The organism is Pseudomonas sp. SWRI51 (assembly GCF_014268825.1).
Taxonomy (GTDB): Bacteria; Pseudomonadota; Gammaproteobacteria; order Pseudomonadales; family Pseudomonadaceae; genus Aquipseudomonas; species Aquipseudomonas farsensis.
Genome location: NZ_JABWRG010000007.1, coordinates 42,382 through 64,572, shown reverse-complemented (window position 1 = coordinate 64,572; position 22,191 = coordinate 42,382). Strand labels below are relative to the sequence as shown.

21 protein-coding genes are annotated in these 22,191 nt (G+C 55.8%); 16 read left to right on the top strand and 5 right to left on the bottom strand.

Going from position 1 to position 22,191, the window contains the following annotated elements; translation table 11 throughout:
- Window positions 1–10 precede the first annotated feature (10 nt).
- From atpB to HU720_RS04395, 13 genes are all read left to right on the top strand, one after another.
- Entirely contained in the window at window positions 11–880 is an 870-nt protein-coding gene (gene atpB / locus HU720_RS04455; RefSeq protein WP_186517584.1) for a F0F1 ATP synthase subunit A, read from the top strand.
- 146 nt (window positions 881–1,026) lie between these two features.
- Complete coding sequence (gene atpE / locus HU720_RS04450; RefSeq protein WP_003097235.1) at window positions 1,027–1,284, top strand: F0F1 ATP synthase subunit C; 258 nt, start codon at window positions 1,027–1,029, stop codon at window positions 1,282–1,284.
- Window positions 1,285–1,342: 58 nt separating this feature from the next.
- Entirely contained in the window at window positions 1,343–1,813 is a 471-nt protein-coding gene (locus HU720_RS04445) for a F0F1 ATP synthase subunit B (RefSeq protein ID WP_186517582.1), read from the top strand.
- 12 nt (window positions 1,814–1,825) lie between these two features.
- Window positions 1,826–2,362, top strand: a complete 537-nt coding sequence (locus HU720_RS04440) for a F0F1 ATP synthase subunit delta (protein WP_186517580.1) — start codon at window positions 1,826–1,828, stop codon at window positions 2,360–2,362.
- Between the two features lie 21 nt (window positions 2,363–2,383).
- Window positions 2,384–3,928, top strand: a complete 1,545-nt coding sequence (gene atpA / locus HU720_RS04435; protein ID WP_186517578.1) for a F0F1 ATP synthase subunit alpha — start codon at window positions 2,384–2,386, stop codon at window positions 3,926–3,928.
- A 48-nt stretch (window positions 3,929–3,976) separates the two neighbouring features.
- Window positions 3,977–4,837: a F0F1 ATP synthase subunit gamma gene (gene atpG, locus HU720_RS04430; RefSeq protein WP_186517576.1), complete on the top strand. Its 861-nt coding sequence runs from the start codon at window positions 3,977–3,979 to the stop codon at window positions 4,835–4,837.
- 27 nt (window positions 4,838–4,864) lie between these two features.
- Window positions 4,865–6,241 (top strand): F0F1 ATP synthase subunit beta, encoded by a 1,377-nt coding sequence (gene atpD, locus HU720_RS04425; RefSeq protein ID WP_186517574.1) that lies wholly within the window; start codon window positions 4,865–4,867, stop codon window positions 6,239–6,241.
- 44 nt (window positions 6,242–6,285) lie between these two features.
- Window positions 6,286–6,705 (top strand): F0F1 ATP synthase subunit epsilon, encoded by a 420-nt coding sequence (locus tag HU720_RS04420; protein ID WP_110994045.1) that lies wholly within the window; start codon window positions 6,286–6,288, stop codon window positions 6,703–6,705.
- A 123-nt stretch (window positions 6,706–6,828) separates the two neighbouring features.
- Window positions 6,829–8,196 (top strand): bifunctional UDP-N-acetylglucosamine diphosphorylase/glucosamine-1-phosphate N-acetyltransferase GlmU, encoded by a 1,368-nt coding sequence (glmU, locus tag HU720_RS04415; RefSeq protein WP_186517572.1) that lies wholly within the window; start codon window positions 6,829–6,831, stop codon window positions 8,194–8,196.
- 220 nt (window positions 8,197–8,416) lie between these two features.
- A complete protein-coding gene (locus HU720_RS04410; protein WP_186517570.1) occupies window positions 8,417–9,184 on the top strand; it encodes a DeoR family transcriptional regulator in 768 nt (255 codons plus the stop codon).
- A 12-nt stretch (window positions 9,185–9,196) separates the two neighbouring features.
- On the top strand, window positions 9,197–11,029 hold the full coding sequence (glmS, locus tag HU720_RS04405; RefSeq protein ID WP_186517569.1) for a glutamine--fructose-6-phosphate transaminase (isomerizing): 1,833 nt from the start codon (window positions 9,197–9,199) through the stop codon (window positions 11,027–11,029).
- A 159-nt stretch (window positions 11,030–11,188) separates the two neighbouring features.
- On the top strand, window positions 11,189–12,319 hold the full coding sequence (locus tag HU720_RS04400) for a TniQ family protein (protein ID WP_186517568.1): 1,131 nt from the start codon (window positions 11,189–11,191) through the stop codon (window positions 12,317–12,319).
- 68 nt (window positions 12,320–12,387) lie between these two features.
- Entirely contained in the window at window positions 12,388–12,783 is a 396-nt protein-coding gene (locus HU720_RS04395) for an antitoxin Xre-like helix-turn-helix domain-containing protein (protein WP_186517567.1), read from the top strand.
- On the opposite strand, the gene HU720_RS04390 is transcribed toward HU720_RS04395, so the two are convergent.
- Window positions 12,761–14,461: a TnsD family Tn7-like transposition protein gene (locus HU720_RS04390; protein ID WP_186517566.1), complete on the bottom strand. Its 1,701-nt coding sequence runs from the start codon at window positions 14,459–14,461 to the stop codon at window positions 12,761–12,763. The genes HU720_RS04395 and HU720_RS04390 overlap by 23 nt on opposite strands.
- 609 nt (window positions 14,462–15,070) lie before the next feature.
- Between HU720_RS04390 and HU720_RS04385 the strand changes: the two genes are divergently transcribed.
- From HU720_RS04385 to HU720_RS04375, 3 genes are read left to right on the top strand one after another with little or no spacing between them, the layout of a single operon-like run.
- Complete coding sequence (locus HU720_RS04385) at window positions 15,071–16,030, top strand: hypothetical protein (protein WP_238337618.1); 960 nt, start codon at window positions 15,071–15,073, stop codon at window positions 16,028–16,030.
- A complete protein-coding gene (locus HU720_RS24205) occupies window positions 16,027–18,027 on the top strand; it encodes a transposase (protein WP_238337617.1) in 2,001 nt (666 codons plus the stop codon). Before HU720_RS04385 ends, HU720_RS24205 begins: the two co-directional genes overlap by 4 nt.
- Window positions 18,024–19,358, top strand: a complete 1,335-nt coding sequence (locus HU720_RS04375; RefSeq protein WP_238337616.1) for a transposase — start codon at window positions 18,024–18,026, stop codon at window positions 19,356–19,358. Before HU720_RS24205 ends, HU720_RS04375 begins: the two co-directional genes overlap by 4 nt.
- A gap of 351 nt (window positions 19,359–19,709) precedes the next feature.
- Here HU720_RS04375 and HU720_RS04370 read toward each other — a convergent pair whose 3' ends face one another.
- The 4 genes from HU720_RS04370 to HU720_RS04355 form a co-directional block, all read right to left on the bottom strand.
- On the bottom strand, window positions 19,710–19,958 hold the full coding sequence (locus HU720_RS04370; protein ID WP_186517565.1) for a type II toxin-antitoxin system prevent-host-death family antitoxin: 249 nt from the start codon (window positions 19,956–19,958) through the stop codon (window positions 19,710–19,712).
- A 235-nt stretch (window positions 19,959–20,193) separates the two neighbouring features.
- Window positions 20,194–20,400: a hypothetical protein gene (locus HU720_RS04365; protein WP_186517564.1), complete on the bottom strand. Its 207-nt coding sequence runs from the start codon at window positions 20,398–20,400 to the stop codon at window positions 20,194–20,196.
- Between the two features lie 13 nt (window positions 20,401–20,413).
- The gene (locus HU720_RS04360) at window positions 20,414–20,623 is read right to left on the bottom strand and encodes a hypothetical protein (RefSeq protein WP_186517562.1); all 210 of its coding nucleotides are present in this window, start codon (window positions 20,621–20,623) and stop codon (window positions 20,414–20,416) included.
- 272 nt (window positions 20,624–20,895) lie between these two features.
- Entirely contained in the window at window positions 20,896–22,131 is a 1,236-nt protein-coding gene (locus HU720_RS04355; RefSeq protein WP_272968810.1) for a PAS domain-containing sensor histidine kinase, read from the bottom strand.
- Between the last annotated feature and the right edge of the window lie 60 nt (window positions 22,132–22,191).

Genomic DNA, 22,191 nt, shown 5'->3' with positions numbered 1-22,191 from the left:
TGAGGCAACCATGGCAGAAGAAACCGCTTCGGGTTATATCCAGCACCACTTGCAGAACCTGACCTACGGTCAACTACCAGACGGCAGCTGGGGCTTGGCCCATTCGGCTGCAGAAGCCAAGGCAATGGGCTTCTGGGCGTTCCACCTGGACACCCTGGGCTGGTCCGTCGCGATGGGTCTGATCTTCCTGTTGATCTTCCGCATGGCAGCCAAGAAGGCGACTTCCGGCCAGCCTGGCGGCTTGCAGAACTTCGTCGAAGTGCTGGTCGACTTCGTTCACGGTAGCGTGAAGGATTCGTTCCACGGCCGCAGCGCGGTAATCGCCCCGCTGGCGCTGACCATCTTCGTCTGGGTGTTCCTGATGAACGCCATCGACCTGGTACCGGTCGACTGGTTGCCATGGGCTGCACAGAAGCTGTCGGGCAACGAGCACATCTTCTTCCGTGCCGTACCGACCACCGACCCGAATGCGACCCTGGCCATGGCCTTCTGCGTATTCGCGCTGATCATCTTCTACAGCATCAAGATCAAGGGCATCGGCGGCTTCATCGGCGAACTGACCCTGCACCCGTTCGGCAGCAAGAACCTGTTCGTTCAGGCGCTGCTGATCCCGGTCAACTTCCTGCTCGAGTTCGTCACTCTGATCGCCAAGCCGATCTCGCTGGCACTGCGACTGTTCGGCAACATGTATGCCGGCGAGCTGGTGTTCATCCTGATCGCCGTGATGTTCGGCTCTGGCCTGCTGTGGCTGGCCGGCCTGGGCGTGGTGCTGCAATGGGCGTGGGCGGTGTTCCACATCCTGATCATCACCCTGCAAGCCTTCATCTTCATGATGCTTACCATCGTCTACCTGTCGATGGCTCACGAAGATAACCATTAAGACCGCCTGGCGTGTCTGATAGTCTTGCCCGCCAGTCCCGGGGGCAGGGCTTAAAAAGTCCGCAAGGGCAATGCTGTACCAAACGATTTGTTTTACCGCTTCAAACTAAAAACCTAACCAATACGACGTAAAAGTCGGGAGGAAAGATGGAAACTGTAGTTGGTCTGACCGCTATCGCTGTTGCTCTGCTGATCGGCCTGGGTGCTCTGGGTACCGCCATTGGTTTCGGCCTGCTGGGCGGCAAATTCCTGGAAGGCGCTGCTCGCCAGCCAGAAATGGTTCCGATGCTGCAGGTCAAAATGTTCATCGTTGCCGGCCTGCTCGACGCCGTAACCATGATCGGCGTTGGTATTGCTCTGTTCTTCACCTTCGCAAACCCCTTCGTTGGTCAGATCGCCGGCTAATCACTCGTTTCCGACGAGTTGATGGCTGTGATGAACAAAGACCGAGCGAGGTGTTGGCGTGAACATTAATGCAACCCTGATTGGCCAATCCGTTGCTTTCTTTATTTTTGTATTCTTCTGCATGAAGTACGTATGGCCTCCGGTCATCACTGCTCTGCAAGAGCGTCAAAAGAAGATTGCCGACGGCTTGGACGCTGCCAACCGTGCAGCTCGCGACCTGGAGCTGGCCCAAGAGAAAGCGGGCCAGCAACTGCGTGAAGCGAAAGCACAGGCAGCTGAAATCATTGAGCAAAGCAAGAAACGCGCTGCTCAGCTTGTCGAGGAAGCCCGTGATCAGGCCCGCGTCGAAGCTGACCGTGTGAAGGCTCAGGCTCAGGCCGAGATCGAACAGGAACTGAACAGCATCAAAGACGCTCTGCGTGCCCAAGTGGGTGCTCTGGCCGTTGGCGGTGCTGAAAAGATCCTTGGCGCCACAATCGATCAAAACGCGCATGCGGAGCTGGTTAACAAACTGGCCGCTGAAATTTAAGCGAGGGCGATCATGGCAGAACTGACCACGTTGGCCCGACCTTACGCTAAGGCGGCCTTTGAGCACGCCCAGGCCCATCAGCAACTGGCCAATTGGTCAGCCATGCTCGGCCTGGCTGCTGCGGTGTCGGAAGACGGCACCATGCAGCGCCTGCTCAAGGCCCCGCAACTGACTAGCGCAGAAAAGGCCGCCGCATTCCTAGAAGTGTGCGGTGACAAGTTCGATGTACAGGCACAGAATTTCATTCATGTTGCCGCGGAAAACGACCGTCTCCTGCTTCTGCCGGAGATCGCCGCTCTGTTCGAGCTGTACAAGGCCGAACAAGAGAAATCCGTGGACGTGGAAGTCACCAGTGCTTTTGCGTTGAACCAAGAACAGCAAGACAAACTCGCCAAGGTTCTCAGTGCACGGCTCAGCCGGGAAGTGCGCCTGCATGCGTCGGAGGATGCCAGCCTGATCGGCGGCGTCGTCATCCGCGCAGGCGACCTGGTAATCGATGGCTCGGTTCGCGGCAAAATCGCGAAACTGGCTGAAGCATTGAAATCTTGAGTTTGAAGGGGCAGCAGAGCAATGCAGCAACTCAATCCTTCCGAAATTAGTGAAATCATCAAGGGTCGCATCGAGAAACTCGATGTCGGCTCCCAAGCCCGTAACGAAGGTACCGTGGTATCCGTCTCTGACGGTATCGTGCGTATCCACGGTCTCGCCGACGTCATGTACGGCGAAATGATCGAGTTCCCGGGCGGCGTATACGGTATGGCACTGAACCTGGAGCAAGACTCCGTAGGTGCGGTGGTACTGGGTGCGTACAACTCCCTCGCCGAGGGCATGAGCGCCAAGTGCACTGGCCGCATCCTGGAGGTTCCGGTTGGTAAGGAACTGCTGGGTCGCGTTGTCGACGCACTGGGTAACCCGATCGACGGCAAAGGTCCGTTGGGCAACACCGAGACCGACGCGGTCGAGAAAGTTGCTCCAGGCGTGATCTGGCGTAAGTCGGTAGACCAGCCTGTACAGACTGGCTACAAATCGGTTGACGCCATGATCCCTGTCGGCCGTGGCCAGCGTGAGCTGATCATCGGTGACCGTCAGATCGGCAAGACCGCCATGGCCATCGACGCCATCATCAACCAGAAAGACTCCGGTATTTTCTGCGTTTATGTTGCTGTCGGCCAGAAGCGTTCCACCGTTGCCAACATCGTTCGCAAGCTGGAAGAAAACGGCGCCCTGGCCAACACCATCGTGGTGGTTGCCAGTGCTTCGGAATCCGCCGCACTGCAATTCCTGGCGCCTTACGCCGGTTGCACCATGGGCGAGTTCTTCCGTGACCGCGGTGAAGACGCTCTGATCGTTTACGATGACCTGTCCAAGCAGGCCGTTGCCTACCGTCAGATCTCCCTGCTGCTGCGCCGTCCACCAGGACGTGAAGCGTACCCAGGCGACGTGTTCTATCTCCACTCCCGTCTGCTGGAGCGCGCATCGCGCGTTTCGGAAGAGTACGTCGAGAAGTTCACCAACGGCGCAGTGACTGGCAAAACCGGTTCCCTGACCGCTCTGCCGATCATCGAAACCCAGGCTGGCGACGTTTCCGCGTTCGTTCCGACCAACGTGATTTCCATCACCGACGGTCAGATCTTCCTGGAATCGGCCATGTTCAACTCGGGCATCCGCCCTGCAGTGAACGCCGGTGTTTCGGTATCCCGCGTAGGTGGTGCCGCTCAGACCAAGATCATCAAGAAGCTGTCCGGTGGTATTCGTACCGCACTGGCTCAGTACCGTGAACTGGCGGCATTCGCCCAGTTCGCGTCCGATCTGGACGAAGCGACCCGCAAGCAGCTTGAGCATGGTCAGCGCGTTACCGAGCTGATGAAGCAGAAGCAGTACGCGCCGATGTCGATCGCTGACATGGCTCTGTCGCTGTACGCCGCTGAGCGTGGGTTCCTGACCGACGTGGAAGTCTCCAAGATTGGTAGCTTCGAACAAGCGCTGATCGCCTTCTTCAACCGTGATCACGCCGACCTGATGGCGAAGATCAATGTGAAGGGTGACTTCAACGACGAAATCGACGCTGGCCTGAAAGCCGGTATCGAGAAGTTCAAGGCCACCCAGACCTGGTAAGCCGCAGCGGGGGCTCCGGCCCCCGCTTGCTAACCTGATAGGTGATACATGGCAGGCGCAAAAGAGATTCGCAGTAAGATTGCGAGCATCAAAAGCACGCAAAAAATTACCAGCGCCATGGAAAAAGTGGCGGTCAGCAAAATGCGCAGGGCACAAATGCGCATGTCTGCTAGCCGTCCTTATGCGGAGCGTATCCGCCAGGTGATCGGTCATCTGGCCAACGCCAACCCGGAATACCGCCACCCGTTCATGATCGACCGCCCTGTAAAGCGCGCCGGTTATATCGTGGTGAGCAGTGACCGTGGTCTGTGCGGTGGCTTGAATACCAACCTGTTCAAGGCCTTGGTCAAGGACATGAACGCAAACCGCGAACAGGGCGTTGAAATCGACCTGTGCGTGATCGGCAGCAAAGGTGCGACTTTCTTCCGTATCTTTGGTGGCAACGTTGTAGCCGCGATCAGCCAACTGGGCGAAGAGCCATCGATCAATGATTTGATCGGCTCCGTCAAAGTGATGCTGGACGCCTACCTCGATGGCCGTATCGATCGCCTTTCGGTGGTTTCGAACAAGTTCATCAACACCATGACCCAACAACCAACGGTCGAGCAATTGGTACCGTTGGAGGCAACCCCGGATCAAGAACTCAAGCACCACTGGGATTACCTGTACGAACCCGACGCAAAAGAGCTGCTGGACGGCTTGATGGTGCGTTACGTGGAGTCGCAGGTGTATCAGGCGGTGGTCGAGAACAACGCTGCTGAACAAGCAGCCCGGATGATCGCCATGAAAAACGCCACAGACAACGCCGGTGATCTGATCAGCGAACTTCAGCTGATCTACAACAAGGCGCGTCAGGCTGCGATCACCCAGGAGATCTCGGAAATCGTCGGCGGCGCTGCCGCGGTTTAACGGTTCAAAAATTCAGAGGATCCAGCTATGAGTAGCGGACGTATCGTTCAAATCATCGGCGCCGTCATCGACGTGGAATTCCCACGTGACGCCGTGCCGAGTGTTTACAATGCGCTGAAAGTACAAGGCGCGGAAACCACTCTCGAAGTTCAGCAGCAGCTGGGCGACGGTGTGGTTCGTACCATTGCGATGGGCTCGACCGAAGGTCTGAAGCGCGGTCTGGACGTCGTCGATAGCGGCGCGGCCATTTCCGTTCCAGTTGGTAAGGCCACTCTGGGCCGTATCATGGACGTTCTGGGCAACCCAATCGACGAAGCCGGCCCGATCGGTGAAGAAGAGCGTCGCGGTATCCACCAGCCAGCGCCTTCGTTCGCTGACCAGGCAGGCGGCAACGACCTGCTGGAAACCGGCATCAAGGTTATCGACCTGGTTTGCCCGTTTGCCAAGGGTGGCAAGGTTGGTCTGTTCGGTGGTGCCGGTGTCGGCAAGACCGTAAACATGATGGAACTGATCCGTAACATCGCCATCGAGCACAGCGGTTATTCCGTGTTCGCCGGTGTGGGTGAGCGTACTCGTGAGGGTAACGACTTCTACCACGAGATGAAGGACTCCAACGTTCTCGACAAAGTAGCGCTGGTCTACGGTCAGATGAACGAGCCACCAGGAAACCGTCTGCGCGTTGCGCTGACCGGCCTGACCATGGCTGAGAAGTTCCGTGACGAAGGTAACGACGTTCTGCTGTTCGTCGACAACATCTATCGTTACACCTTGGCCGGTACCGAAGTATCCGCACTGCTGGGCCGTATGCCTTCGGCAGTAGGTTACCAGCCGACTCTGGCCGAAGAGATGGGCGTTCTGCAAGAACGTATCACTTCGACCAAAGAAGGCTCGATCACCTCGATCCAGGCCGTATACGTGCCTGCGGACGACTTGACCGACCCGTCGCCTGCTACCACCTTCGCCCACTTGGACGCCACCGTCGTTCTGTCCCGTGACATCGCCTCCCTGGGTATCTACCCAGCGGTCGATCCACTGGACTCGACTTCGCGCCAGCTGGACCCGAACGTGATCGGCAACGAGCACTACGACACTGCCCGTCAGGTCCAGTATGTTCTGCAGCGCTACAAAGAGCTGAAGGACATCATTGCGATCCTGGGTATGGACGAACTGTCCGAGACCGACAAGCAACTGGTAGCCCGCGCTCGTAAGATCCAGCGCTTCCTGTCGCAGCCGTTCTTCGTGGCCGAAGTCTTCACCGGTTCGCCAGGCAAGTACGTTTCCCTGAAAGACACCATCGCTGGCTTCAGCGGCATCCTCAAAGGTGACTACGACCACTTGCCAGAACAAGCGTTCTACATGGTCGGCAGCATCGACGAAGCGATCGAGAAAGCCAAGAAACTGTAATCCCGGCGCCCCGCAAGGGGCGCTAATCAGGTTGAGGCAAGCAGATGGCTATGACAGTCCATTGCGATATCGTCAGCGCGGAAGGAGAGATCTTCTCCGGCCTGGTCGAGATGGTAGTAGCGCACGGCAACCTGGGCGATCTTGGTATCGCTCCAGGCCACGCCCCGCTGATCACCAATCTCAAGCCGGGTCCGATCACGCTGACCAAGCAGGGTGGCACTCAAGAGGTGTTCTACATCTCCGGTGGCTTCCTCGAAGTGCAGCCGAACATGGTCAAGGTTCTTGCCGACACCGTGCAGCGTGCTGCCGACCTGGACGAAGCTCAGGCGCAGGAAGCCCTCAAGGCTGCCGAAAACGCCCTGAACACGAAAGGCTCGGACTTCGACTACGGTGCTGCTGCGGCACGCCTGGCCGAAGCTGCAGCTCAGCTGCGCACTGTCCAGCAAATGCGCAAAGGCAAGTAATCTGGCTTTGGCCGGTAACCTGCGTTGCGATTGAGTTAAAGGGTAGCCTCGGCTACCCTTTTTCTTTTTCCGAATTTTATTCCTCGGTCACCCCCCTGACCGCCCCGGATTGGTAGCCAGTCAATGTCTCTCGATATCGTCATTCTCGCCGCAGGCCAAGGCACCCGCATGCGCTCGGCGTTGCCCAAGGTGCTGCACCCGGTTGCCGGCAACTCGATGCTTGGCCATGTTATCCACAGCGCCCGTCAGCTGAAGCCCAACGGCATTCACGTGGTCATTGGCCACGGTGCCGAGCAAGTTCGCGAGCGCCTGGCGGCGGATGACCTTAACTTCGTGCTGCAGGACAAGCAGCTCGGTACTGGCCACGCAGTAGCCCAGGCACTGCCGGCAATCAGTGCCGACACTGTGCTGGTGCTGTATGGCGATGTGCCTTTGATCGAGGTCGAGACCCTGCAACGCTTGCTGGCCAAGGTCAGCGCCAGCCAGCTTGGCCTGCTCACCGTGAACCTTGCCGACCCGACCGGCTATGGCCGTATCGTGCGGGATGCCCAAGGGCAGGTGCAGGCCATCGTCGAGCACAAGGATGCCAGCGATGCGCAAAAGGCTATCAAGGAAGGCAACACCGGCATTCTGGCCATGCCGGCAGCGCGCCTGGCTGACTGGATGGGCCGCCTTTCGAACAACAACGCCCAGGGCGAGTATTACCTGACCGACGTGATTGCCATGGCAGTGGCCGATGGCCTGGTGGTTGCCACCGAGCAGCCGCACGACGCGATGGAAGTGCAGGGCGCCAACGACCGCCGCCAGCTGTCTGAGCTGGAGCGCCATTATCAGCTGCGTGAAGGCCGTCGCCTGATGGCCCAGGGCGTGACCCTGCGCGACCCGGCGCGTTTCGATGTGCGCGGTGAGGTCACGGTTGGGCGCGATGTGCTCATCGATATCAACGTGGTGCTCGAAGGCAAGGTAGTGATCGAGGACGACGTGCAGATCGGCCCGAACTGCGTGATCAAGGACAGCACCCTGCGTAAAGGCGTGGTCATCAAGGCCAACAGCCATATCGAAGGCGCGGTGATGGGCGAGGGCAGCGATGCCGGCCCGTTTGCGCGCCTGCGCCCGGGCAGTGTGCTGGAAGCCAAGGCCCATGTGGGTAACTTTGTCGAGCTGAAGAATGCCCGACTCGGTGAAGGCGCCAAGGCCGGGCACCTGAGCTACCTGGGGGACGCCGACATCGGGGCGCGTAGCAACATCGGCGCTGGCACCATTACCTGCAACTACGACGGGGCGAACAAATTCCGCACCGTGATGGGTGAGGACGTGTTCATTGGCTCCAACAACTCGCTGGTAGCGCCTGTGGAAATCCAGGCCGGCGCCACTACTGCTGCGGGCTCGACCATCACCCAGGCAGTCGAGGCGGGGCAGTTGGGCGTGGCCCGTGCCCGTCAGCGCAATATCCAGGGTTGGAAACGGCCTGAGAAAATCAAGAAGAGCTGAGTTATCCCCAGCTGAGTTATGCACAGGCCGGCTTATGTGAATAAGTCGGCCTTTGTATTTTTTGGCGTAGATAAAACTGCCGGGGCCGCTTCGCAGCCCATTCGCGGCACAAGGCCGCTCCTACAAGAGTGCGCGGTAGGCCCTAAACAACGCTTGACTAAAAAACGCTCATAGGTTTTGATTGCGCCAATTATCTTTCGAATCGAAACTTAAAGCCGAAATGTCGAAACGTAATACACCCCAACGCCGCCATAACATCCTCACCTTGCTCAACGAGCAGGGCGAAGTCAGTGTCGACGCCTTGGCCAAGCGTTTCGAAACTTCCGAAGTGACCATTCGCAAGGACCTCGCCGCCCTCGAAGCCAACGGCCTGCTGCTGCGCCGCTACGGTGGCGCGGTCACCATGCCGCAGGAACTGCTCAGCGATACCGTGCAACCGGTGTCGCCGCACAAGCAGGCCATCGCCAAGGCAGCCGTGGAACGCATTCGAGAACACGCGCGCATCATCATCGACAGCGGCAGCACTACTGCTGCGATGATCCCGCAGCTCGGGCGCCAGCCAGGCCTTGTGGTGATGACCAACTCGCTGAACGTGGCCCGCGCCATCAGCGAGCAGGAACACGAGCCGGTGCTGTTGATGACCGGTGGCACCTGGGACCCGCATTCCGAGTCGTTCCAGGGCCAGGTGGCCGAGCAAGTGCTGCGTTCCTACGACTTCGACCAGCTTTTCATCGGCGCCGACGGCATCGACCTTGAACGTGGCACCACCACCTTCAACGAGCTGCTCGGCCTGAGCCGGGTGATGGCCGAAGTCGCCCGGGAAGTGATCGTGATGGTCGAGTCCGACAAGGTCGGCCGCAAGATCCCCAACCTTGAGCTGCCCTGGAGCAGCGTCACTACCCTGATTACCGATGATCGCCTGCCCACAGAGGCTCGCGACCGCATTCAAGCCCGCGGCATCAATCTGATCTGCGCCGCTATCAGCTAGGAGCAACATCTTATGTGTGGAATCGTAGGTGCCGTTGCCGAGCGCAACATTACAGCCATCCTGATCGAAGGCCTCAAGCGCCTGGAATACCGCGGCTACGACAGCGCCGGCCTGGCCGTGCTCAGCGAGCAGGGCCTGGAGCGTCGCCGCCGCATCGGCAAGGTCAGCGAGCTGCAAGCCGCCGTGGCTGCCGACCCGCTGCTGGGCAAGCTGGGGATCGCCCATACCCGCTGGGCCACCCACGGTGCGCCGACTGAAGAAAACGCTCACCCGCACTTCTCCGGCCATGACGTGGCGGTGGTGCACAACGGCATCATCGAAAACCACGAAGAGCTGCGCGACGAGCTCAAGGGCCTGGGCTACGCCTTTGCCTCGCAGACCGATACCGAGGTGATCGTTCACCTGATCCACCATTTGCTCAAGACCACCCCCGACTTGACCGCCGCGCTCAAAGCCGCCGTGAAACGCCTGCACGGCGCCTACGGCCTGGCAGTAATCAGCGCCAGCCAGCCCGACCGCCTGGTCGCTGCGCGCAGCGGTAGCCCGCTGGTGATCGGCCTGGGCCTGGGCGAGAACTTCCTGGCCTCCGACCAACTGGCGCTGCGCCAGGTCACCGACCGCTTCATGTACCTCGAAGAAGGCGATATCGCCGAAATTCGCCGCGATCAGGTACTGGTCTGGGACCAGGCCGGCGAGCCGGTGCAGCGCGAAACCGTGCAGCACAGCGAAGGCGCGGAAGCGGCCGACAAAGGCGTATATCGCCACTTCATGCTCAAGGAAATCCACGAGCAACCGGCCGTGGTACAGCGCACCCTGGAAGGCCGTCTGGGCAAGGACCACGTCATGGTCCAGGCTTTCGGCCCGCAGGCCGCCGAGCTGTTTGCCAAAGTGCGCAATGTGCAGATCGTCGCCTGCGGCACCAGCTACCACGCCGGCATGGTCGCGCGTTACTGGCTGGAAAGCCTGGCTGGTATCCCGTGCCAGGTCGAAGTGGCCAGCGAGTTCCGCTACCGCAAAGTCGCGGTGCAGCCGGACACCCTGTTGGTGTCGATTTCCCAGTCGGGCGAGACCGCCGACACCCTGGCCGCGCTGCGCAATGCCAAGGAGCTGGGCTTCCTCGGCAGCCTGGCGATCTGCAACGTTGGCATCAGCTCGCTGGTGCGTGAATCCGACCTGACCCTGCTGACCCTGGCCGGCCCGGAAATCGGCGTCGCCTCGACCAAAGCCTTCACCACCCAACTGGTGTCGCTGATGCTGCTGACCCTGGCCCTGGGCCAGGTGCGCGGCTCGCTTGCCGCCGGCGTCGAAGCCGAGCTGGTAGAAGAACTGCGCCGCCTGCCAGCGCGCCTGGGCGAAGCCCTGGCCATGGACCATGTGGTCGAGAAAACCGCCGAACTGTTCGCCGACAAGCACCACACCCTGTTCCTCGGCCGTGGTGCGCAGTACCCGGTGGCGATGGAAGGCGCGCTCAAGCTCAAAGAAATCTCCTACATCCACGCCGAAGCCTACCCAGCCGGCGAGCTCAAGCACGGCCCGCTGGCCTTGGTCGACGGCGACATGCCGGTGGTCACCGTGGCGCCGAACAACGAGCTGCTGGAAAAGCTCAAGTCTAACCTGCAGGAAGTGCGCGCCCGTGGCGGGCAGTTGGTGGTGTTCGCCGATGAGCAGGCCGGCATGAGCAACGGCGAAGGCACCCACGTGATCAAGGTGCCGCACATCGCCGATGCACTGGCGCCGATTCTGTACACCATTCCGCTGCAGCTGCTTTCTTACTATGTGGCGGTGCTGAAGGGTACAGACGTGGACCAGCCGCGGAACCTGGCTAAGTCTGTGACGGTGGAGTAGGGGGCTAAAGCAGGGCCCAGCGATGGATTCTGAGAATTAAAACTGTCGCACCGCAACAAAAACTGTCGCTGATGGAGGGAGCCGTAACCGGCTCCCTTCTTCGTTGCGCCCATCCTTTCAGCTGTTGCGCTCACCGCAACCCTGTGTCGACGCGAATCCATGCCTCTCCAAATCCAACCCGATGAATCTCTCGCCTCGTACGTTAGACGTAACCGGCACCTCAACTGGCGTGCGAGTAACATGGGCATCTTCGACAAGCTCGCGACGCGACATGTGCTCAAAACGATTGAGGTAAAGGGCCTTGCAGAGGCGCTTGGGTGGCCAGGGTGTTACGGCTTCAACCGGCTGCTTCAAGGCCATACGATGATGGCTGCGACGCATGTCTTCAAAGGTCACTGGGACCACTCGTACTCGGGCCAGCAGTATGTCTCCGAGGGCGAGCGGTTCAGCGAATGGGAAGCGGCATTCTGCCCAGAGTGCGTTCGGGAAGATCTCGAGTCACTGGGCTTTTCCTACTGGCGCCGTTACGGCGCTCCATACGTGAACGTCTGCCATAAGCACAATGTGGTCTTGCAAAGTCGTTGTCCGTATTGCACCCGGCCGTTCACGCGCCTGGGACATGACCTGGATGTGATGTGGAAAAAATGCAGCGACCGGCATCTAGCATCAGCGCCTTCAGAGGTGAATGAAGATCCAGCAGCGTTGCGCCGAGCCGTGGTTTATCACTACCTTTGCACCTCGCCTAAACACATTCCAGATGACGGTGCAGTTCGCATAGCTCTCGGGAGAGCAAGTGTTCTCCTTGAGGACTTACAGGGAGAGCCAGCAGTACAAGTGCAGTCAGCCTATGAGGATCTGACTGCTCTGACGGACGTTCTCGAGTCGGCACGGTTGAAAAAGAGCGCCCCCGTTGTTGCCGGCATCAATGCTCGGATAAGTGCTGCGCTCGTGAGAGTTTATGAGCGCTGTGACGGATTTGCCCACGACATGAGCTTACTCAAGGGGGCTGCACGATCGGTTGCGTCGCTGTGGAGCAGCTACCACGCGGGAGGCGTTGAGTCGGCGAACTTCGTCGAGGAGAGATATGAACACGGGGTGGGCATCTGGTCTTGCCCAGAGTCCAGCCCACTGTCCGCAGAAGACCAGAGCCGTGACGGCTTCTACAGGCGCCGGCAGAAGATCTACCCGTGCTGTAACTTCGAGCATCCTAAGAGCAAGGGCTACCAGTTGAACCCTGTAGCGGTAATGGCGCTTCCTGGCGTTCCCCTGCTGAAGACTCATAGGCCGTAGGGTGTACCCCTTCGCTTAACGCCCGGCTGTGGCAGATGTAGACTGAGTTGGGTGGGGAATCGGAGAGAATGATGAGCGACCAGCTACTTACTCAAGAGCAAACGACGGTGGGCCTGAAGGCTGCGCTGCGAATCATCAGCGCTTGGCAGGCCTCGTCTGATCAGGCTTGTAAAATCCTTCGGATTTCTCCGTCGACGTTGCGCAGGGCTGCAGCTGATCCAGGTTCAGTGCGGAGGCTGGATCAAGATCAGCAGCAACGAATTGGGCTGGTGCTTGGAGTGCACGCGTCACTTCGCGAGGTGTTCACCAACCAGGCGAATGTCACAAGCTTCCCCCGTTTGCAGAACGGCAATGCCTTTTTCGAAGGGCGTTCGCCGCTAGAGGTCATGGCTCAAGGCGACATGATTTCTCTGTACGAGACGTTCAAGCGGATCGATCAGCTCAGGCATCTCGCTCACGGGTGAGTGGTGCCTCAGTAGTGACGCCTGAGGATGGAGACCCAGCGGATCGCTGCTCTGGCAGCTCTTCGCATATGTCGCCGACCTTTTTACATTGCTTGCCGGTAAGTTGGCGCACTAGAAGTTTTGTTAGTGGGTAATGGTCGTCATGTTCTATCGCTTTCGCTAAGCAAGGAAATCGGAGGTTCAAATCTACTTTGCTGATCCGAACCTTAGTGCCGGGATTGAATGAAGACTTGATAGCTTCGGACAATTGACGGTCACGCTCTAGCCAATCTACCTTAGAATTATTTCCATACCGCTCTTTTGGAATCGCATCAATCAGACTCTGCAGCCACTGATGATCATTCCGATATAGCCAGGCATAAACATGAGGGCTTTTTGAGCGAATTCGTTTCACCCCAGCGTCGGGTAAACGCTCCGTTGTAGAAAGCCAAGTCATTCTATGCTTAATTAGCAAAGAAAATCTCCTTTGGTTTTCCCAGCTCTCACGAATAGCAGGTTCGCTGCGAATCAACTTATTAACTGTTGAAATACTGATGTTGAAGTCAGAGCAAATCGATTGTTTGTCAGCGCCCTCCGCGAGTCTTCTTAGTATTGCTAACCGGATGGGGGCTTTCAAAATTTTAGGACGACGGGTTTTTTGAGTGCTTTGGGGGGGGGGCTTTTTTGGGAGCACACGTTTTTTTATTCTGGACTCTATCGGTAGTGAGGTGACTGAGTCTGAAAACTCTGCTTGTTCTTGCTGATCATACATAGAGACGAATAGGTCCAATGACCCATAGAGCCATGAAATCAGGGTCAAGTGCTTGAGGGGGTGGCAGTAGCCTCGTGGTGAACGGGTAAGCTGTCCAAGCAGAGCCGCTGCAGCGGCACCCGTCGTCGGCAGCGATGCCAGAGGAGGATGGCGCTGCAGGAGGGTAGTGTAGCGTGCGAACGACTCACCACAGCCTGCCTGGTCCAGTGCGCGATTTGCGCGGCGGGATAGGGCATACCGATAAGTCTGGCTGACAGTATCGGGATTGAAACTCCTTCCGAATCCGTAATTGGAAAGTTGCAATATACCTTGTCCCAAGCCTTCTAGGGATTGTATTTCATGGTCAGTAAGCTTGAGGCTGCTCTCGGGAGCCAAGACATTTTCATTCGGTAGGAACCACTGAAATCGACCGGACCACTGACGGTTTTTAGTGCTTTCTCGGAGAGGTAAATGATGTATAGGGCAAAGTACAATTCCAGGATACTGATGAGTCAGATGCCAGTAGGCAACTCCACACTCCGAGCGATCTGAGTTCATGCAGGCACTGCAGGCCTTGAGTGGATGCTCAGCACCGAAACGGCTAGTGAGTAGCCCCAATCGGTACTTCAGCGAACCTAATCTTGGGCTTCTGAGCGCCTGGATTACCTCTTCCACGTGCGCTCGGGATTGGAAGGGAAAGAATAGCGGCAAGATTGTGTGGTCAAGAATTATTGAAGTCGCATCTCCCCATGTTGCCTCCACCTCGCCGTGTAACGCATCAAGATTGAATGGGAAATCGTGAGCAAAGCCAGTCATACCAATATTGAATAACCAAGCTGTTGTAGCAGCTGATTTGATATGTCCTAGAAAAATATGCTGACGGCTGCAGATACTAAAAAACGTCTCATCTGCAAGCCAACGCAGTACACAGCCGTGTTCATCAAGCATGACTTTAACTCGGAAGCTAGATAGAAATCATATTAGATGAATACTTTGCGTTAGAAGGAAAATAAGTGAATAACGATTGTGTTTTAAATTCTTAATTGAAATTAACACGACTCACGTGGCGTAAAGCGATATCGGCGGAGAGGAAAAAGCGAAACTTTTCTATTGTCATCAGACAACTAGAAGCAGTAGCATAGGAAGGTTACGCGGGTCGGAATCAGCAATACGGCCGGAATATTCTAGAGAAACTTCCGTTAAACGGAATTCTAAGGGGTTAATTATTTCCGTTAAACGGAATTTTGAGAGGTTGATTTATGAGATCTGAATAGTAGTAGCTCTGTAGTGCGAGCTATCGAAGCCAGATGGACAAAAGCCCAAGTGCGACCTTGGGCCCCTGTGGATAAAGCAAATTTCAACCCTTGCCAATCCATTGTCCATCCCTTGCATGCGGGACGTCAAGTCCTGCAGGGCTTCGTTCATCCACAAGATACTGAGCGTTATCCACAGCTCGCATCTTGTCGCCTGCCCGCCAGGCAAGGGCTTGCCGTACAGCTGAGCACTTATCCCCAGCTGCAGTACGGCAGTTTTAGCCGAGACGAATGGAATGCTTGAATGAACATGCAGCAAAAGTACGACCTCATCATGGATCGCCAAGGACAATTCCGCTGGGGTGAACGGTACATCCCCTCCACGTTGGCGATCCCGCGGGAAGCACCGAAGCACTCTCGTATTACCCAACTCAACAGCCGAAAGCTGGGTCGGGCTGTTCATGCTCTCTCGACTCCCGAAAGAGTTTTCACCCAGCTTGCCCTGCACCACCCCAACCTGATCGATATCCACGAGCAGAAAATGCTATGGCCATACGATTTCGCACATCCGCTCAAAGGGCACCCACTAGCCAAAGGCACTTTCCCTCCACCCACCCGCGGAACCACGAATATCGCCAAAGAGATGGGCTTCAAGCATGCTGAGGTGACGGTACCCATGCACGGTGTTTTGCGCAGGATGCCATTTCCCTACCAAGGTGATTTGCTGCTCTACCTGCTCCGAGCGGATGGAACGCCTTATGCGGTGAACTGGAGCATCAAAGACCGCGACGCCGCCTTTGCAGAGCGTCGCTTGTCCGAAGCTAAAACACCTGTCCAACAGAGGCTCGATCAGGAATACGCTCTTCAGCGTGCTGAGCTCGAGAGCACCTACTATTCCAGTGCCGGTATCAGAACGCTGCAGCTCTCGCTGGACACCATCACCAAGGTCGTGCAGGCGAATCTGGACCTGATCTTCCCTATGCACGGTTTGCTGCTAACACATCCGGCGGCCTTGCTTGGGGATTTCAGCGCAGATGTGGCGGAAGCTGTGCGGCTTGGCAATCCCGTTGCATACGTAGCCTTGGGGTATGGCGCCCGCTGGGGAGCTCCTGACCAATTTATCGCGCGTATTTATCAGGACATCTGGGAGCGGCGCCTGATCGTCAATTTCCTCAAGCCCTTCCTCATCGATCATCCCCTAGACACGGATGGCCGCGACCTGGTGGATGTCTATGGCTCACTCTTTCAGGAGCATGCCTCGTGATCACTGGAGCACGGTTGATCGCACCTGATGGATACCTCAGCCTTTCGAAGGGAGTCACCTATTACCTTCTGAAAAATGATGCTGACAATAATCGAGCAAGGCTTATCTACTTTTTTGATAAGGGGAAAGAACTCGCCGCCTCCTTGATCACGCTCACCACTATCGACTTTGAAGAGGGCCTTGAGACAGGGCTGATCGAAGGATCGGGAGAGGTAGAGATGTACCCTCCATGGCTAGGCCCCATTGAAGGTTTGGCCATATATGAACTCGAGCGGCGACGTTTTTCCACAAAAGAGTCCTATGAGGTCAAGGTGAACCGGCGGTTTTTTGCGATTGCCGAGTTAGTGCAACGTCATAATGAAATTTTGGCCAGCGAAAACCCCGATGCCATTATCAATGCGCACGCCAAGCAAAAAAAACCTCAACAAAATGCATCACGGCTACGTCTTTGGTTTTATACGTACATCATTTTTGGCAGAAACAAGTGGGCATTGATGCCTCCACTTCACAGAATTGGTACTTGGGATAGGCTTGCTCAAAACCGAAAACGTAAAATTGGCCGAGCCGGTAAGCACCAGGGCTACGCATCCAATGTGGATATGGTGAAAAAGATTATTGCTGGATATATAGCCCATAGATCGCCTTACAAAACCAGGGCGAGAATATATAGTGAAATTCTTACGAAGGAATTCGGTTGCGTTGCGGTCAAAAGCGGTGATACTAAGAAGTTTATCCACCCCCAGGGACTTCCATTTCCATCCGAGTCTCAGATTCGATACCGTATTGAAAAGCACTTCACTGAAAATTCTAGATCAGTTGGGGTGCGTGGGAAACACTCTACACGAGCAAAGTCGGGCGATATCGGAAGTTTCTCTGAGCGTGTACAGAACGTCAATCAGATTGTTGAGTTCGACGGTTACTATGTTTCTGAGAAATTAACCGGCGTTACAGAAGGTAGTGCTATAGACGGATTTTGTGTGGTTCGAGCTGTTTGTGTTTTATCCGGCGCAATTGTCGGGATCGGATTTGCTGAAGGAAAGGAAACCTTAGCAGCTTACCGCATGTGCCTGTTCTCAATGGCCTTGAGGAAGGATAAATTCTGCGAATTGTTCGGTTGCCCAATTACTAAAGATGAGTGGCCCTGTGAGGGCGTCACAGGTAGCATTATTTTTGATCGAGGTCCTGGCTCGACATTAGATGTTGAAGCGGAAATTAATTGGTTGGGAACTTTTGAGGCAACCCCAGTCTTTTCGGGCCAATCCAAGGCCTCAATTGAGTCTTCTCATCCCCGTGATAAGCAGATCTTGGCACAGCCGAGCTATTTCCAAAGTGCGTTGAATTTTGTCCAGATGTCTAAGAGAGAAATCATCCAAGTTTTGAAAGATAACAGTTTATCTAACGCGAGTGGGCGCATGGATGAAAGGATGTACATTGCGGGCGTGACGCCATCTCCGCTGGGGATCTGGAATTATTGGAGTCGTCGAGGACGTGATTCATCGGTTGGAATGCAATTTGATACTGCGGTCAGAACCTTTTTGGATAAACATCCGGCCACCATTCGTCAAGACGCTATCTATTTTTACGGGCGCAAGTATAGGTCGCCAGAGTTAGTCGCCACCGGTGTTTTCGACAGAGTGGCTAAAACCAGTGTAATACCTGCACAGGTATACGTTCTTACCATGTGCGTACGGCACATCTGGATTGAGGTTGATGGGCGCTTGTATGAACTTGATATGGTCAAGTCTATTCGTACTTTAGAGGGTGATTCCGATATTTCTCTTTGGGATTTACAAGCTGTTAATAAACTACAGCGCGAGGGTATAGCCGCACTATTAGCACAGGGTGTAGCTGCACAGTCGTTCTATAATGATAGGGTAAAGGAAGTAACCGGTGTGGATGGGGGAGCGGGAGTACGTAGAACCGGCCGCGCTCCAAAAAATGCTGCAGCCAAGCGTGATACTGCTGACTACAATAAATTTATAGGTAAGTCTAAATGAACGGGATAATTCACGGGCGCTTCAGCCATTCATTGGACCCTGTTACTATCCGGGAAAGGATAACCGTTAGGCCGGAACCAGTATCTTCATTGGCTGAGTGTCAGCCACTCATAGGAGGCGCGATTTTCGCGAAGGCGCTCAGCGAAATATTCCTACCGAACCAGTTTTCAATCCAGTTAATCCAGGAGATGGTCGGTAGGGCGAAGTTGCACTTTGATGCAATATTCGCTAGCGAGGTTGAGTATGTATCTCGAATCTACACGCCACCTGAGGCAGATATTTATCCGATATGCTTAACTGGACTGGCCGGCGTTGGGAAAAGTCGCACTATTGCGGCGCTTCGAAAAGTGATGCCTGAACCTGTTGAGTTTTATTCGTCGCATTACGATGGGCATATAACATTGGCGTCTCATTGGTATGCCAGCGCTAAAGAAAAAGTCAGTGGAAAAAGCCTGCTGATCGACTATTTATATGGCGGTGGCAAACCTCCTAGCGGAAGCCAGGAAAAGTTCCTGTTAGAAGCTAGAAGGCAAGCCTACAGATACGGGGTACCGCTCGCGCTACTCGATGAAACTCAGTTTTTCAACTTGGGCATTGGCACTGCAAAAATCACAGAAATTATTCTGACAATGGCTTCGATTGGGCCGCCGTCTTTATTTGTCAGTAATTACAGCTTGGTGCATAGGTTGTTGGGCCGTAATAGTGAAGACAAGCAAAGATTACTCTCTCTACCCCGCATCATGTTGCCAGATCCACCTGGTAGCAAGGACTGGGCTGACTATGTGGAGGAATGTGTAAGGGTCAGCAATGGTTGTATCAGGCCGGGCACTGGAGACTTTGCAGGGGATCTGTATCGCTACACCTTCGGAATAAAAAGACTTGCAGTCCAATTATTGAGTCAGGCGTATATAGAGTGCCGTAACGATGGTCGATACTGGATTGAACAGGTGGACCTTGCGCGTGCTTATCGTTCGGCCGCGTATACAAGCAATGCAAAAGATGTGGAAGACTTGCACACCGATTCGTTGGGAAGTGGACAGTCTTCTATTCGACTTGACCTGAAATGCCCATTTGACCTGCCAGCTGCCTATAAGAGCAACGTGGTGAAATTCGCTAAAGATGAGCGACATCAGCGCATGGTCGCGAGAGTGTTCGATTCGGCGTTGACCAAGGCCGAACGTTTAGCGCAGCAGCAAATTGAAGTGCCTGTCGCTCCCGCTCCAAGAAAGTCGACCCGAAAGCCGGTGGCTGAAAAGCTTAGTGAGCAAGAAACGAGAGAAGCATTTTTTGGGTACATCGATTTCGCAGGTAAGCCTAAGAAGCCGGTTTGATGGACCAGCTTTTCCAAGGGACCCCGCGGACAGCACAGCTAGGTAGCCGGCAAATGTCATTCACACCTACATTCCTCAAGACAAAGGCCCTGAGGAATTGCAGGAGCAGATCGTCCAGGTTACCGAACACTGTACCGGGAATGTAGGGTAGCGAGGAGCGAGCCCCGCGTGTAGGTTTCGGAATAGATGCGAAAAAATCGAAATTGATACGACTGAGTTAGGCATCGCTCCAAGGACTGCCCAGGTTGCGGTCGGCCTGCCGCTAGTGGCAGTAATCCTCCCGTGCAATATCCGTAAACTCCAGACCTTCGCTGGTGCGGGCGCTATCTTTGTTGGTCTGTTTCTGCTTGCTCAGTAGTGTTCCTTGGTTACGGCTTGGCCGGCCTGGAGCTGAGCAATGGAAGCGCGAAGTCGTGAAGCGTTCTTAGACGAGGCCGTCAGATACAAGGTCTCGTTCAGGCCGTTGTAGTCCTCCAAGGAGAGCATTACGACAGGTTCGCCACACTGGCGCGTGATTATGGCGGGCTCGTGGTCCCGGCAAACATCATCCATAGTCTGCTTCAGTTCGGCGCGAGCCTGGGTAAAAGTCAGTACGTACATTCGGAAATCCTCTCTGCGCAAGGCCCAGAATCCAAAAGCGCCATCGTATCCGGCGACTCCGGGCGGTGTCTCAAACGGTCATTAACCCGCGTCATGGACATTCGGGCGACCTGGGTAGCTAATCCCTTAGCTGGTACAGCGATTCCAGGGCCGCCCCCATAAGTGGAGGTTCGCGAAGGATGTTGTGGGACAAAGCGGTTATCTGCACGACATGCTGTCTTCCACGAAAATGCCATCAGTGAGTCGCTCTTCCGCCACAGCCGAAGGCCCTCATTTGATAGTCAGTTACCGCCTGGAATAGAGACTCGGCAATAAGACGCAATCGCTCTACCTCGACTACGGGCGCGCCAGTATCCAAAGCTTCGTGGTACTGACGCATTGCCTCTACTGCATCGCTGTAGGCTTGGTGATAAGGTGCCAAAATTTTGGGCAGCTTTTCCATCAGAACCTCGAATTCAGTGAATTGATTCGGACCGACGGCCGGCTTCCAGCAACTGGAAGTCCGCTACCGCCTGATACAGCGAGTCCGCCAGCAGTCTGAGCCGTTCCAGTTCGTCGGGAGGCACCCTGCTATCTTGAGCATTTTGATGCGCCCTTATCGCTTCAAGGGCCTCGCGCAGCAGCGGTTCACCAGCTTTGGCCATGCCTTCTAAGGTTCGTTTCATGCTCTGCTCGCTGCACTTAGTAGAATGATTATAGGGCGCATGCGAAGGGAAGGATGACGCCAACTATTGCCTGCAACGGCTGCTATCGACCCATAGCTGCCCTTCGCGGAAAGCAGCAAGGGACTCTGTGGCGAAATCATCCGCCTAGATGCGGGCTACTTTTACAAGCTGGTTAGTCTTTCTCTTGTTTAAATCTGCAATTGCAAGAGACTTCCCCTGCAAACCGAAGCCTGCACAGGCTCATGCCATATAAAACTTCCCAAGGATGAAGCTCAAGGTGACGGAAAAGTGGGAGTCGAGGTCGAGTCTGTGCCTGCACTCTGCTGCGATAGTCTCACAGTGAAGGTGGTGCCGTTCTGCTTTGTAGAATCGACTGACACACAGCCCGCATGAGCCTTAGCTATCTGGCTCACGATAAAGAGTCCGAGGCCTATGCTGGTAGCGCCCCCAAGTCGCTGATTCCCACGCACCAAAGGTTCGAAAACATGCTTTAGCAGTTCAAGGGAAATCGGCGCGCCGCTGTTGTGCACCGTCAGGGTTGCTGTCGTTTCTTTGATGCAGGATGTCACGTAAACGGACTTGCTTGGATCGCCATAGGCCACTGCGTTAGCCACCAGATTGCCGATCAGCTGGTACAGGCGGTCGGAGTCGATCAGGGCGCTACGTTCCCCGGTATGCTGATAAGTCAGTTGACGACCTGGAAACGTTAGCCGCAATTCATCGAGGCACCCCTCCACGGTGTGCGGCAGGTCAGCAACCCTGGGCTGAATGGAGATACCGCGCCCGGCCTGGATGAGCGTGAAATCCAGCAAGTCCGCCACGAGCCGCTGCGCGCGTGATACGGAGTGGCTGATCGCTGTGAGCAACTTGGGGCTTTCGGCCGCATGTGAGCGTCGTGTCAACAAGTCGGTCGCCATTCTGATTGCCAGAAGTGGCGTACGCAGTTCATGACTGACGATACCAAGTATTTGCTCGGCCGGCAGGGACTGTGCACTCTCAGTAGGCTGTATCACGCAGACATGGCTAGGAGACAGTAATGCGCGCTGTGTCTTGAGGTTTTTAGCCAGACAGCGTTCGGCCAATAGGCGCGCGCGCAGCAGATCACGCTCGTAACGCTGTTCGTCAGAGTTAAACATGGTCAGCTCGTGAACGATGCCATTCGAATGCGCGCAGGTAATAGCATTGGATATCAGCGGCAGGGTGAAGCCCTTACAGTGCACGAAATCAAACTTGACGTTTGCCACCGCCCCCAATGTCCCCATCAGTGGCTGCCAGTACAACTGGTGAAGGGCCTTGGCTTCTATTGTAAGAAGTTGCTGAAGCCGCATGCGAACCAAGGCTTCATGTTTGTACCCCAGCAGGCGGCACAATGCCGCATTCGCGCTGGCGATCTGCCCGTTCTGCGATGTCAACAGCAACCCGAAATCTGAAGTGTCTTCCCGTATTTGCGATGCTACGTCCGTGCAGATGCACGCCAAATTAACGGTTTCCTTTAAAAGCGCGTTCAAGGGGGGCCTCCAGCGAGCGGATATTGCCGACCCTGCCGGGTAGACAGGGTTAGAAGCACC